We start from the raw sequence: 12528 nt of genomic DNA, 5'->3' as shown, positions 1-12528 counted from the left end.
CAGGCCATCATCTCTTCCACCGATCCGTCGCGTCATGACCGCGGGCAGCGTTGCCTGATGTTTGGCGCATGTTTGCGCGCCGAATCCGGAATCTCCCGTCATCGTCGCAACGCCGGCCGCGATCCTTGCCGCACGACACGCCATCGATCGCGTGGCGTCTCCACGACAAGGACCGTGCGTGACCACATGAGGGAGCCATAGCCATGGAACAGGCACTACGAACAGATGCGCCAGAGACGCTTGCGGCGGCGATGCATCCGTTATGGACCGCTGCCATCGAGCATCACCGCAGGGGCGATACGGGCGGTGCGATCGCCTTGTATCAGCGTTATCTGAAAAGCAATCCGCAGGATCCCGCGGCGTGGCTCAATCTCGGTGCGGCGCTGCGCAGAACGCGGCGCCTCGACGCGGCGCTGGTCTGTTACCAGCGCGTGTTGCGGCTGAGACCGCTGGACGCCGGCGTATGGAGCAATCTCGGCAAGCTGTGGATGGACCTCGAACAGCACGAGCAGTCATTGCGTTCACATCGCCGTGCGCTGGAGCTCGCACCGGGGCGCTTCGGACTGCGGGTCAATTATGCAATGGCCCTGCGCGAGGCGGGGCGCTTCGAGGAAGCGGAAGGACTGATCCAGGAATGCCTCGGGCAGGAGCCGGGTCGCGCCGATCTGGTGTGGGAGCGCGCGCTGCTGCGCCTGCATGCCGGGCGCTATCGCGAGGCGTGGCCGGATTGCGAAGCGCGCTTCCACGCCAGCGGTGCGTCGAGCTTGCCGCGGCATGCATCTGCGCGCTGGCAGGGCGAGCGGATCGGCGGCAAGCGGCTGCTGCTGCTGGCGGAACAGGGCTTCGGCGACATGCTGTGGGCGGCACGTTATTTCGGCATGCTGCGGCGTCGTGGCGCGGAGCTGAGCTTCGCGTGCCACCCGCTGCTGCATCCGCTGTTCGGCCATTCGAAGATGCAGCTGCTCGATTGCGCCGATCCGGCAATTGCCGGGCACCATTACGATTTTCATTGCCCGGTGATGAGTCTGCCCGGGCTGGTCGATCCGCGCGGCTTGAGCATCCCGGAACCGCTGGAGGTGAGTATTCCCGAGCAATCGCGGATTCTCCTGGGTCGGCGGGTCGCGCCCCATGCCGGGAGTTTCCGTATCGGCGTGGCGTGGTCGGGCAGTACCGCGGCGGCGGACAATGCGCGGCGCTCGGTTTCGCTGGCGCGCCTGCTGCCGCTCGCGGCGATGCCCGGGGTGCAACTCTTCAGCCTGCAGAAGGGCAAGTCCGCGACGCAGCTCAACACCTCGGGAGCGGGCGGGTTCATCGTGGATCTGGCCGCGCAATGCATTCATTTCGGCGATACCGCGGCGGCCATCGAGTTGATGGATCTGGTCGTGACGACCGACTGCGGTGTGGCGCATCTTGCCGGATGCCTGGGCAAGCCCGCGCTCAATCTGCTGCAGTACAAACCCTGCTGGATATATGGCATGCGTGGCGAGGCGACGCCCAGCTATCCGACGATGCGACTCATCCGGCAGGCCTCCCCCGGCGACTGGGACAGTGTGTTCCGCGAGATGTCGCGCCTGGTTGGCACCTGGGCCGAGGTGCGGATGCGGCAGGGGCGCGCGGGGCATGCGGCGAAGTTTACAGAGGCCTGATGTTGGGGCGGAATCGGCCCGGCGCGGAACCGGCGGCAGGAAGCCGCAGCGAAGTCGAGTGAATCAAAAGGAGTTGATCATGAGCAGGAACATGGATGTTGTCTATCAAAGTGCCCTGCTGTCTGCCGCGACCTATGTGTCGTTGCAGCATCAGGATTTCCTGGTCGGGGAGGCGATAACCGACGCCGCCTGGAATCGGCGCGCGCCCGGCGTGGCAACGTTCTCGGGTCGTGGCTTCACGCGGCGGCAGTTCGCCGAGCTGCAGCATGCCTACCGGGTGCTTTGTCACCAGCCCGACACCAGCGCCGGATTCTCCGCCACCGTGTTCGAGCACATCGGCAGCGGCGAACTGCACCTCGCGTTCGGTGGCTCCACCGCGTTCGGTGAGGAGTGGCAGGATGTGGCACTTGCCCAGGAATTCGCGGACCGGCTCGCTGCCTTGCTGCGTGATGGCGTGGTGGATGACTTTCTGCGTGCCGCAGAGCTACTGGACGCCGCGGGCAATGCAAATCCCGCATACATTGGACGACTGCGGTTGACGGGTCATTCACTCGGTGGACATCTCGCCTTGTGGGCTGCGGTGGAACATCCGGAATTGGTCATGCGGGTCGACACCTTCAACGGCGCGGGAATGAGTTGCTCGACGCCGGTGATGCTGCTTCTCGAAACGCTGTGGCGTGACACCATCCTGCCGGCGTTGTCGGCTTCCTCGCTCGATCCGGCGCGGGTGCACAATTACTACGCCGACCCGGGACCGCAGGCAGCGGGCGCCGGCGCGTTTGGCTACCGACCGGGTGAGCATGTGGCGCTGTTTATCGAGGACCACTCGGAGGAGGGTGCAAAGCCACTCGAAAACCATGCCATGACGTACCTGCTCGAGTCGCTGGCGCTGTACCGCGTCTTTGGTGCCATCGATGCTTCGCTGTCATTCGAAGATGTCGCGGCGATTCTCGAAGGCGGCTCGAATATCAACAACGGATCGATTGCGGCCACCGCGAGCGCGCTTGGCGATGCACTCGGCGGGGACTATGCGGGCCTCGACGATGCGGTGGCATTGTTCGATGCGCTGGGCCCGGATATCGCCGCCGGCGCGTGGAACGACGCCCGCATCAAACCCTTGGCAGACCTCGACATGGGTGCCGCCGCGCTGGAAAACTCCGTCAGGGGCAGCAGCTACCGCTTTGCCCTGCAGAATCTTCATTCCTTCGCGCTGCTCGCGCGCGGCGCCGCGAGCAGCGGCCTGGTGCGCGGCGCGCTCACGCCGGAGTACATCGAGCGCCGCTGTTTTGTGCTCGAAGGCCTGCTGTTGCGCCATCGCGGCGCGGTACCGATGGTTGCCGAGACCCCGCGAATGCCTGCCATTGCGTGGCCGGGGAGGCCGGTGGCGAGCGCGGATTTCCGTGGGCCTGGCGCTGGTTTTCGCCACGCCCGGGTGCCGTTCAGGAATGGCGTGCCGGTGACTGCTCGGATTCGCTGAAGTAGTCGTCGATATCGGGTTCCGCCGGCAGCACATGCTCCTCGTTGGCCCAGGCGCAGAAATCCGCCTGTTTGCAGCGCAGCGAGCAGAACGGGCGGTGCGGCGACTCGTCGTTCCAGGGTACGGCGCGTTGGCAGGCGGGGCAATTGACGGTGTGCATCCGCTCAGGCTCCCGCGGGCGGCGTATCGGCGCCGCGGCGCCGCAGTTCGGCCGCGAGCACGAGATATCGTTCATGCAGCGCCGCGACCTGCGGACGCAGCTCGGCCAGAGTGCCGTTGTTCTCGATGACGTCATCGGCCCGCGCCAGCCGCTCGCTGCGCGCGATCTGGCTCGCCATGATTGCCCGCACCTGCTGTTCCGTATTGGCGTCGCGCTCCATGGTGCGCCGGAGTTGGGTCGATTCATCGACATCGACCACCAGTACCCGGTTGGCGAGCGAGTCCTGCCGCGCTTCGAACAGCAGTGGCGAGGCGAGGATCGCGTAGGGGCTGGTTGCCTCGCGCAGTCCCTTGAATATCTCGATGGTGATGCGCGGGTGCAGCACGCCTTCCAGCCATTTGCGCTTTTCCGCATCGCTGAACACGATGCGGCGCAGTGCAGCCCGGTCCAGCGCTCCGCTCGTGTCGAGGATCCCGTTGCCGAAATGTTCGGCGATCTGCGCCAGCGCGGGCGTGCCCGGTTCAACCACCACGCGTGCGGCCTTGTCCGCATCGATCACCACGATGCCGAGATCCTCGAAGCAGCGCGACACCGCGCTCTTGCCGCTGCCGATGCCGCCGGTCAGGCCGATGACGAGCTTTTTCACGTGAATACCCCGGGTTGGCAGGTTGCGGGAGATTCTAGCGCGTTCAGCGCGGGGACATGAAGCGTGGTCACGTCGAAAGACGCGCCAGGCGCGGGCGATTGCAGCAGCGCGAGCCCATGCATTCGGGTCCAAGACGGTAGAATGCAGAATCGGGCGGCGTGCCATGCACTACTATTCCTGAACGGTGGTGCCGTGAAGCTTTGCCACCCGTTACCGATCCAGCCTGAGGAGAGCTTCCGCTTGCTGAACAACATGAAGATCGTGGTGGTGATGCCGGCGTACAACGCCGAGAAGACATTGCGCCGCACGCTTGGCGAGATTCCCGCGGATGTCGTGGATGAAGTCATTCTGGTCGACGATCACAGCCATGACGAGACCCAGCGGATCGCCATGAGCATGGGCATTCGCACGATCCGTCACGCGGAGAATCTCGGCTACGGTGCCAACCAGAAGACCTGTTACCGCGAGGCCCTGGCGGCAGGCGCGGATGTGGTGGTAATGGTTCACCCGGACTATCAGTACACGCCGAAGCTGGTGACCGCGATGGCCGCGATGATCACCAGCGGAGAGTTCGATGCCGTACTGGGCTCGCGGATCCTGGGGCGGGGTGCGTTGCGTGGCGGAATGCCCGTTTACAAGTACATCGCCAACCGTTTCCTGACGCTTGCGGAAAACATCCTCATCAACTACAAGCTATCCGAATACCATACGGGCTTCAGGGCCTGGAGCCGCCAATTGCTCGAATCGCTTCCGCTCGATCAGAATTCCGACGATTTTGTGTTCGATAACGAGATGCTCGTGCAGGCCCGCCATTTCGGTTACCGGATCGGCGAGATTTCCTGTCCCACCCGCTATTTCGATGATGCATCCTCGATAAATTTCCGGCGCAGCGTGATCTACGGTGTGGGCGTTCTGCTGACCGCGATCAAGTACCGCACCCATGTCTGGGGCCTGATGAAGTTCGGCTTGTTCGAGCGCGGCATGAACCGGGACAGCGATCGGCCATCGTCTTGAGTACTGCAAACGCTTTTCCAGATCAGCCCACGGTGTATCCGGAAATGTTCCTGGGGCAACCGCACCGGGCGCATTGTGCGGCAATATTCATCCTGCTGGTCGCGCTGGCCGTTGTCTATTGGAGAGTTGCCGGCTTCGGCTATTCGGGGATAGATGACCAGGGCTATGTCATCTACACCGAGATGGTGCGCTCCGGCCTCTCGCTGGAAGGTGTTCGCTGGGCGTTCACCGAATTCCACATGAGCAACTGGCACCCGCTGACGTGGTTGTCGCATATGCTCGATGTGACCTTGTTCGGTATCGAACCCGGGCCGCAGCATGTGGTCAACGTTGCCATTCACGGGCTCAACAGCGTGCTGGCCTATTGCCTGGCGCTGGCGATGTTGCGCAACTGGAGTGCCGCTCTGGTGGTTGCGCTGCTGTTTCTCGTGCATCCGTTGCACGTGGAATCGGTTGCGTGGATTGCCGAGCGCAAGGATGTGCTCTGCGGCTTCTTTTTCCTGCTCGCATTGCTTGCCTACTTGCGCTACGCGAATCGCCCGGGTATTCGCGCGTACCTGTGGGTAGTCACCGCGTTCATCCTGGCGCTGCTCTCGAAACCCATGGCGGTGACGCTGCCGATCGTCTTTTTGCTGCTCGATTATTGGCCACTTGATCGCTCGGGCATCCGGGGCGGCGGTGCGTTCGACAAGACGCTGTCGCTGTGGTTGCGCCTGGTCGCGGAAAAGATTCCGCTGTTCCTGCTCTCGCTTGCCTCGGGGCTGGTCACGCTCGCGGCGCAGACCAAGGCAATGGCGCCCGTCGATGATCTGTCGATCGAATACCGCCTGATGAATACGGCGGTTGCATATGCCGCTTACCTGAGAGATACGCTGGTCCCGACCAAGCTGGCGGTGCTCTACCCGCTTTATCCGATCGATTTTTTCGGCGCATTCGTGCCATCGCTGCTGGCGCTCGGGGCGTTGAGCGCGGCGGCGATCGCGTTGCGCAGGAAATATCCATGGCTGATCGTCGGCTGGCTCTGGTTTCTGGTGACCTTGTTGCCGGTGATCGGGTTGATACAGGTCGGGAGTCAGGCGCGCGCGGACCGCTACATGTACCTGCCCTCCCTGGGCCTGTTCCTCGCGTTTGGCGCGGTGCTGGCGCGCCTCGGCGGCGCCGGTATGCGCAAGGCGCTGTTCGGGCTGGCGCCGGCGCTGTGCTTCTATACCTTTCTGGCGTGGCTGCAGGTTGGTTACTGGAGCGGCCCCTACATGCTGTTCAGCCACGTGCTGGATGTGGTCGGCGAGAGTTACCAGGCGCATGTCAGTCTTGCCACCTACTTTCTGGGCGAGGGATTTGTCGAACAGGCCGAGGCGCATGCCACGCGGGCAGTTTCGCTCGAACCCGACATGGGGGTCGTGCATGCCGGTCTTGCGGCAGTCCTGATGGTGAAGGGGGACTATGTCGCGGCCGAGCGTTCGTTGCGCACCGCGCTCGAGAAATCGCCCGGCGACGCGCAGCTGATGAACAATCTCGGTGCCGCGCTCGAGCAGCAGGGACGCCTCGATGAGGCCAGGTACTACTACGATGCTGCCCTGCGGAGCGATCCGGACCTTTACAAGGTCCGCAACAACCTGAAGCGCGTCGGAGGCTGAGCTGGCGTTGAATCACTGCTGGGTGTGTGCTCGAGATCGCAATTTTGCGCGGATGGATGTCATGGACGCCGACCGCGGCACCGAACCGTACACGCTGCTCCTGTGCCCCGGGTGCGGCAGTGGCAGGATCGAGGTGTTTCCCTCCGCTGCGGTGCTGTCGGCGCATTATGACCGCTCCTATTACGGAGGCGGGGAGTCCAAGTTCGCGGCTCCGCTGCAGGCCCTGGTCAACCTGTCGGTCAGGCGCCGGGCCCGTTCGATCCGCCGGTACCTGCCGGGTCCGGGGCCGCTGGCAGTGCTCGATATCGGCTGTGGCAGGGGCGATTTGCTGCTGGAACTGGGCAGGACGGGTGTCACCGGGACCGGCCTCGAGCGCGCACTGCTCGATTCGCGCTTCGAGAGCCCGGCGATCGAATACCGGACAGGGGAACTCGGGGAACAGCGGTTCGCGCCCCACAGCTTCGACGCCGTGGTGATCTGGCATGTGCTGGAGCATCTGCCCGATCCGCAGGCCACCCTGGAGGCGGTCGGCGAAATCCTGAAGCCGGGAGGCGTGCTGGTCATTGCGGTCCCGAACAATTCGAGCTGGCAGGCCGGTTTTTTCCGCAACGCCTGGTTTCATATCGACGCGCCGCGGCACCTGCATTTTTTCGGTCACCAGGGGATGGAGCGGCTGCTGCAAAGACAGGGTTACACAACGCTCGCCTCGACGACCTCCGATGGCGTGCAGAATATTTTCGGGTTCATGCAGAGCGCGTTGAACCGCATGGCTCCGCGCAGGGCCAACCGGCTGTACCAGTTGATGAGAAGCGCGCAGTCCGTTCCGCGCCTGATCGAACTGGGACTCTGGCTGCTTCCCGCCGCCATGCTGTTGCCCATTGCGCTGCTCGAAAACGCGGTTTCCATCGCTCGCCGCCGTGGTGCCTGCAGCACCGTGTTTGCGCGCAAGACATAGTGCCCGGGTTGCGAAGTCGCATGCGCGGATTGCTCAGCTCTATTTTCGAAAGGAAGATCATCCGCTACCTGATGGTTGCGGGAGCCGGGGCCGCGGTTGATTTTTCATTGTTTGCGGCGTTGATCTACGGGCTGCACATACATTATCTCTGGGCAGGGGTCGGCGGGTTCCTGGTGGCCACCCTGATCAATTACCTGCTCAGCATCCGTTTCGTATTCAGCGCCGGGACACGGTTCCCGCGCGGTGTCGAACTGGCGGTCATTTACGCGGTCAGCGCGACCGGCCTGCTGTGGCATCAGCTGATCCTTTATCTCGCCGTCGAGGAACTGCGGCTTCATGTCCTGCTGAGCAAGCTGCTGGCGCTGGGCATCGTTTTTTCTGGAATTACCTGATCAGGAGGAACTACATATTTTCGGGTGACCAGGGCGCCCGTTCCTGAAGAGCGCTCGCGCCCCGGCGTTTCTCAGAGTGCGGTGATCACCATCTGGTAGGTGTCGACCAGTTCCTCACCCCACATCGCGGTCATCCAGGCCGCGATGGCGAGATAGGGTCCGAACGGTATGGGAACATTGCGATCACGACCCATGATCAGGATGAGACAAAGGCCGATGACCGCGCCGGCAAACGATGACAGGATGATGATGACCGGAAGCGCCTTCCAGCCCAGCCAGGCCCCGGCGGCGGCCAGCAGCTTGAAATCGCCATAGCCCATGCCGTCCTTGCCGGTCAGCAGCTTGAAGCCCCAATACACCGACCACAACGACAGATAACCCAGTATCGCTCCCCACACCGACTGTTCCAGCGGGACGATCAAGCCCCCGGAGTTGATGATCAGGCCCAGCCACAGCAGGGGAAGGGTGATGCTGTCGGGCAGCAGTTGATGATCGATATCGATGATGGCGAGCGCCACCAGTGACCACGTCAGGATGAGCATCGCAACCGTGACCGGGGTGGCGCCGAATCGCACCGCCACGACCACCGACAGCACGGCGGTCAGTGACTCGACCACGGGATAGCGCGCCGAGATCGGCTCGCGGCATTGCGCACAACGCCCCCGGAGCACGAGGTAGCTGATGACGGGCACGTTCTCCCACGCCCTGATGAGATGACCGCATTTCGGACAGGTGGACGGCGGATGCATCAGTGAGACCGGTTCGCCGCTGCGGTTGCTGAAAGTCACATCGGACTCGAGCATCTCCTGGCATTCGCGGCGCCACGCGTGCTCCATCATCATCGGCAGTCGCAGGATCACGACGTTCAGGAAGCTGCCGATGATCAGGGAGAGCAGCAGCACGGCGCCGGCAAACAGCGTCACGTGTTGTTGCCAGAAGGCGGGATCGAAAACCAGGTCGTTCAATGTTCTGTGCCGGTTCGGCGAGGGGTTGCTGGAATTGAGCGCATCGCCTGCGTCTTCAGCCCGCCGCGACGGGCTTGCCCCCGCGGCGATCCGGCACCTGCCGGCGGGCCGACCTCAACGGGGCGCAAGGCTCGACTCCCTGGGCGCCTGTTTACATGACGGACCCGAGCATGAAGATCGGCAGGTACATCGCAACCATCAGTCCGCCGACCAGTACGCCGAGTACCGACATGATCAGCGGTTCGAGCAGGGCGGTGAGGCCATCAACCTTGTTGTCGACCTCGGCCTCGAAATGCGATGCGACCTTGTCCAGCATCGCATCGAGCGCGCCCGATTCCTCGCCGATCGTCACCATGTGCAACAGCATCATCGGGAACAGCCCGGTGGTGCGGATGGCCTGGTTGAGCTGGGTGCCCACCGTCACGTCGTCGCGGATCTGGCGGATGGCCCGTGCATACACCTCGTTGCCGGCGGCGCCGGCAACCGAGTCGAGCGCCTCCACCAGCGGCACGCCGGCCGCGAAGGTGGTGCAGAGGGTGCGCGAGAAGCGCGCGACGACGGCTTCCTTCAGGATTGGCCCGATGATCGGCAATTTGAGCATCATCGCATCGATCCAGTCCGCGAACTTCTTGTTTCTGAAGCGCATTTCCTTGAGGGTGTAGATGCCTGCGCCCAGTCCAAGGAAAATTGCCCACCAGTAGTCCTGCATAAAGTGCGACAGCATCAGCACAAACATCGTGAAAGCGGGCAGGTCGGCGCCAAAGCTGGCGAAGGTCTCCGCGAACTGGGGAACGACCCAGATCAGCAGGATCGTCGTGACGATGATCGCGACACCGACTACCGCGATCGGGTAGGTCAGCGCCTTGCGGATCTTGGACTTCAACGCCTCCGTCTTTTCCTTGTAGATGGCGATCCGGTCCAGCATCGAATCCAGCTTGCCCGATTGCTCTCCGGCATGGACGAGGTTGCAGAACAGAGCATCGAAATGGCGCGGGTGCCGTTGCAGCGCGGACGCCAGGCTGTTGCCCCCGGACACATCGTTCTTGATCGCGATGACCAGCTCCCGAAACGCGACATTCTCCTGCCCGTCGGCCACGATATCGAACGATTGCACCAGCGGCACGCCGGCTTTCATCATGGTCGCCAGCTGGCGCGCGAAGATCGCGATGTCGGCGGGCGTGATTGCCTTTTTCCGCCCGCCGAGCAGCGGCTTCGCTTTTTTGCGTACCACCTGCGGGGTAATTCCCTGCTTGCGCAGCTGTGCCTTCGCCAGGGTGACGCTCTCGCTCTGGAGCTCGCCCTTCGTTGCGTTGCCGCGCCGATCCTTGCCATGAAAGGTAAAGGTCTCGGTTTTTACTGCTTGTGCCGCCTGTGCCATGTTCAATCCTTGGTTACGCGGTTGACTTCTTCAAGACTGGTGAGGCCCTTGGCCGCCTTGATCAATGCGGCACGGCGCAGGTCTGGATAGCCCTGGCGTCGTGCACAGCGCGAAAGCTCGATGGCATTGCCCCCGGCCATGATAATCTCGGACAGCTCCTCGGTAACGGGAACCACTTCATAGATTCCCACTCGTCCTTTATAGCCGTTCAGGCATTTGTCGCAACCTCCGGGGCTTTTCAGGTTGATCCCCATCAGTTCCGATTCGAGGAATCCCTCTTCGAGCATCAATTCGCGGGGCAGGACCAGTTCCTTGGCGCAATGCGTGCAAAGCCGGCGTCCCAGACGCTGGGCGATGATCAGGTTGACCGAGGTTGCGACATTGAACGGTGCGACGCCCATGTTGAGCAGGCGGGTGATGGTTTCGCAGGCGCTGTTGGTGTGCAGGGTCGACATGACCATGTGACCGGTCTGGGCGGCTTTCACCGCGATCTCGGCGGTGGCAAGATCGCGGACCTCCCCGACCATGATCACGTCCGGATCCTGACGCAGGAAGGAGCGCAGCGCTTCGGCGAACGTGAGGCCGACCCGGGCATTCACATGCACCTGGTTGATTCCCGCCATGTTGATCTCCACCGGGTCTTCCGCGGTGGAGATATTGCGCTCGTCGGTATTGAGTATGCCCAGCCCGGTGTACATGGAAACCGTTTTGCCGCTGCCGGTGGGGCCGGTGAACAGCATCATGCCCTGGGGCGAGAACAGCGATTTCATGTAGAGCTCGCGCTGCTCGGGTTCGAATCCGAGCGCCTCGATGCCGAGCTGGGCGCTGGCCGGATCGAGAATACGCATCACCACCTTTTCGCCGAAGATCGTGGGCAGCGTGTTGACCCGGAAGTCGATGGCGCGGGTCTTGGAGAGCTTCATCTTGATGCGTCCGTCCTGCGGCATGCGCCGCTCGGAGATATCCATCTGCGACATCACCTTGAGACGCGCGGCCAGCTTCGGCGCCAGATTGATCGGTGGCTTGCTCACCTCGTGCAGGATGCCATCGGTGCGGTAGCGGATCCGGTAGTATTTCTCGTAGGGCTCGAAGTGAATGTCGGACGCGCCGCCGCGGATGGCATCGAGCAGCACCTTGTTCACGAAGCGAACGATCGGCGTGTCGTCGGTATCGGACTTGATATCGCCGGCGTCGTCCTTGGGCTCGCCGCCTTCTATGTCCAGGTCCTCGAGACCAACCGCATCGAGGTCGGTGAAAACGGCGCCGGTTGCTTCCTCGGCCGATTTCAGGAACTTCTGCATCACCCGCATCAGGGCGCCTTCATCGACCAGTATCGCTTCGGTGCTGATGCCGGTGTGGAACTTGATCTCGTCCAGCGCGTGAAGATTGGTCGGGTCCGATACCGCGAGATAGAGGCGGTTGGCGCGCTTGAACAACGGTATGGTGTGATGCTTCTCGACCAGCTTGGGGTCTACGAGGGTCTTGGGGCAGGTCTCCATGTTGAACGCGGCAAGATCGAGCAGCGGCGTTCCGAACTCATCCGAGGCGGCTTCGGCAATGCGGCTACTGTCGGCAAACTGGCGTTCCACGATATAGGCGACGAACTGGCGCTTCAGGGTGCGCGACTCCTGCAGCGCATCGCGGGCCACTTTCTCTTCCAGGATGCCATCCTGCACCAGCCGCCTGGCCAGGCCGCTGAGCGGTACCGGGTTATTTGCGTTCATACCCCTGAATCCTGCATCGGGTTCTCAAAGCCTTGTCCATGAGCGGCAACGCGAGGAGCGGCGTTCCAGCCGAGCGCCGCACCCCATCTATATATTGTTCGAATTCGCGCTGAAGTATAGCAACAGACACGCCAGGCAGCGCGCGCCAGGAATCAAGGTCCGATAGAGGCCGGCGCCACCCTCATCCCGGCTGCGGCTGTCCCGGGTATGTGGAACCCGGCCAACTGCGGCTGCCGCCTCGCCGGCAACAGGCTACAGCCATGACAAAGCGGACAATCACCTGGAATTGATGGTGACAAAAAAGGTCACAATCGAGCGTTACAGGGCGGATTTGTTGCTTCAGAAGGCCGCAGGGAAGTAGTTCCAGCATCTGATGCTGGCGGCCATTTTTGACGCAATTGTCTGATTTACAAGTAAATAACTGCTCCCTTCCGGAGTGTGGCACGCTCCTTGTAACCCGACTTGCAGGAACCGGAATCGGTTCTATATTGAACTCGGCGCTTTTCCAAACCTTCTGCAAAACCAAGGAGCAGA

General features: G+C 62.6%; 11 protein-coding genes. 6 read left to right on the top strand and 5 right to left on the bottom strand.

What is annotated here, in order from left to right; all coding sequences use genetic code 11:
• The first annotated feature begins 203 nt into the window (after positions 1 to 203).
• Complete coding sequence (locus tag IPF49_21155; protein ID MBK6290097.1) at positions 204 to 1646, top strand: glycosyltransferase family protein; 1443 nt, start codon at positions 204 to 206, stop codon at positions 1644 to 1646.
• Positions 1647 to 1737: 91 nt separating this feature from the next.
• Positions 1738 to 3123: a hypothetical protein gene (locus IPF49_21150; GenBank protein ID MBK6290096.1), complete on the top strand. Its 1386-nt coding sequence runs from the start codon at positions 1738 to 1740 to the stop codon at positions 3121 to 3123.
• Here the strand turns inward: IPF49_21150 and IPF49_21145 are convergent.
• Positions 3086 to 3283 (bottom strand): DNA gyrase inhibitor YacG, encoded by a 198-nt coding sequence (locus tag IPF49_21145; GenBank protein MBK6290095.1) that lies wholly within the window; start codon positions 3281 to 3283, stop codon positions 3086 to 3088. The genes IPF49_21150 and IPF49_21145 overlap by 38 nt on opposite strands.
• 4 nt (positions 3284 to 3287) lie before the next feature.
• Positions 3288 to 4094, bottom strand: a complete 807-nt coding sequence (locus IPF49_21140) for a dephospho-CoA kinase (protein MBK6290094.1) — start codon at positions 4092 to 4094, stop codon at positions 3288 to 3290.
• A gap of 75 nt (positions 4095 to 4169) precedes the next feature.
• On the opposite strand from IPF49_21140, the gene IPF49_21135 reads away from it, so the two are divergent.
• The 4 genes from IPF49_21135 (at position 4170) to IPF49_21120 (ending at position 7927) form a co-directional block, all read left to right on the top strand.
• Positions 4170 to 4943: a glycosyltransferase family 2 protein gene (locus IPF49_21135; protein ID MBK6290093.1), complete on the top strand. Its 774-nt coding sequence runs from the start codon at positions 4170 to 4172 to the stop codon at positions 4941 to 4943.
• A 44-nt stretch (positions 4944 to 4987) separates the two neighbouring features.
• Positions 4988 to 6580, top strand: coding sequence for a tetratricopeptide repeat protein (locus IPF49_21130; protein MBK6290092.1), 1593 nt, complete (start codon positions 4988 to 4990; stop codon positions 6578 to 6580).
• Positions 6581 to 6641: 61 nt separating this feature from the next.
• Complete coding sequence (locus tag IPF49_21125) at positions 6642 to 7535, top strand: class I SAM-dependent methyltransferase (protein ID MBK6290091.1); 894 nt, start codon at positions 6642 to 6644, stop codon at positions 7533 to 7535.
• A gap of 20 nt (positions 7536 to 7555) precedes the next feature.
• Positions 7556 to 7927, top strand: coding sequence for a GtrA family protein (locus IPF49_21120; protein MBK6290090.1), 372 nt, complete (start codon positions 7556 to 7558; stop codon positions 7925 to 7927).
• 71 nt (positions 7928 to 7998) lie between these two features.
• Here IPF49_21120 and IPF49_21115 read toward each other — a convergent pair whose 3' ends face one another.
• The 3 genes from IPF49_21115 to pilB all read right to left on the bottom strand — a co-directional run bounded on the left by IPF49_21115 (position 7999) and on the right by pilB (position 11994).
• Positions 7999 to 8883, bottom strand: coding sequence for a prepilin peptidase (locus IPF49_21115; protein ID MBK6290089.1), 885 nt, complete (start codon positions 8881 to 8883; stop codon positions 7999 to 8001).
• A 160-nt stretch (positions 8884 to 9043) separates the two neighbouring features.
• Positions 9044 to 10270 carry a type II secretion system F family protein gene (locus tag IPF49_21110; protein MBK6290088.1) on the bottom strand — a complete coding sequence of 409 codons (1227 nt, stop codon included), beginning with the start codon at positions 10268 to 10270 and terminating at the stop codon, positions 9044 to 9046.
• A gap of 2 nt (positions 10271 to 10272) precedes the next feature.
• Positions 10273 to 11994 carry a type IV-A pilus assembly ATPase PilB gene (gene pilB, locus IPF49_21105; GenBank protein MBK6290087.1) on the bottom strand — a complete coding sequence of 574 codons (1722 nt, stop codon included), beginning with the start codon at positions 11992 to 11994 and terminating at the stop codon, positions 10273 to 10275.
• Between the last annotated feature and the right edge of the window lie 534 nt (positions 11995 to 12528).

The sequence above is a fragment of the Gammaproteobacteria bacterium genome (genome assembly GCA_016705365.1).
In the GTDB taxonomy this organism is placed as follows: Bacteria; Pseudomonadota; Gammaproteobacteria; order Pseudomonadales; family UBA5518; genus UBA5518.
The sequence above is the reverse complement of the archived record's forward strand: the minus strand, read 5'-3'. Positions and strand labels throughout refer to the sequence as shown.

Excerpts from the sequence above, each read along its gene's own strand:
- IPF49_21155 (MBK6290097.1), top strand. The coding sequence starts at position 204 with ATGGAACAGGCACTACGAACAGATGCGCCAGAGACGCTTGCGGCGGCG.
- pilB (MBK6290087.1), bottom strand. The coding sequence starts at position 11,994 with ATGAACGCAAATAACCCGGTACCGCTCAGCGGCCTGGCCAGGCGGCTG.
- IPF49_21140 (MBK6290094.1), bottom strand. The coding sequence starts at position 4,094 with ATGGCACGCCGCCCGATTCTGCATTCTACCGTCTTGGACCCGAATGCA.
- IPF49_21145 (MBK6290095.1), bottom strand. The coding sequence starts at position 3,283 with ATGCACACCGTCAATTGCCCCGCCTGCCAACGCGCCGTACCCTGGAAC.
- IPF49_21110 (MBK6290088.1), bottom strand. The coding sequence starts at position 10,270 with ATGGCACAGGCGGCACAAGCAGTAAAAACCGAGACCTTTACCTTTCAT.
- IPF49_21120 (MBK6290090.1), top strand. The coding sequence starts at position 7,556 with ATGCGCGGATTGCTCAGCTCTATTTTCGAAAGGAAGATCATCCGCTAC.
- IPF49_21125 (MBK6290091.1), top strand. The coding sequence starts at position 6,642 with ATGGACGCCGACCGCGGCACCGAACCGTACACGCTGCTCCTGTGCCCC.
- IPF49_21130 (MBK6290092.1), top strand. The coding sequence starts at position 4,988 with ATGTTCCTGGGGCAACCGCACCGGGCGCATTGTGCGGCAATATTCATC.
- IPF49_21150 (MBK6290096.1), top strand. The coding sequence starts at position 1,738 with ATGGATGTTGTCTATCAAAGTGCCCTGCTGTCTGCCGCGACCTATGTG.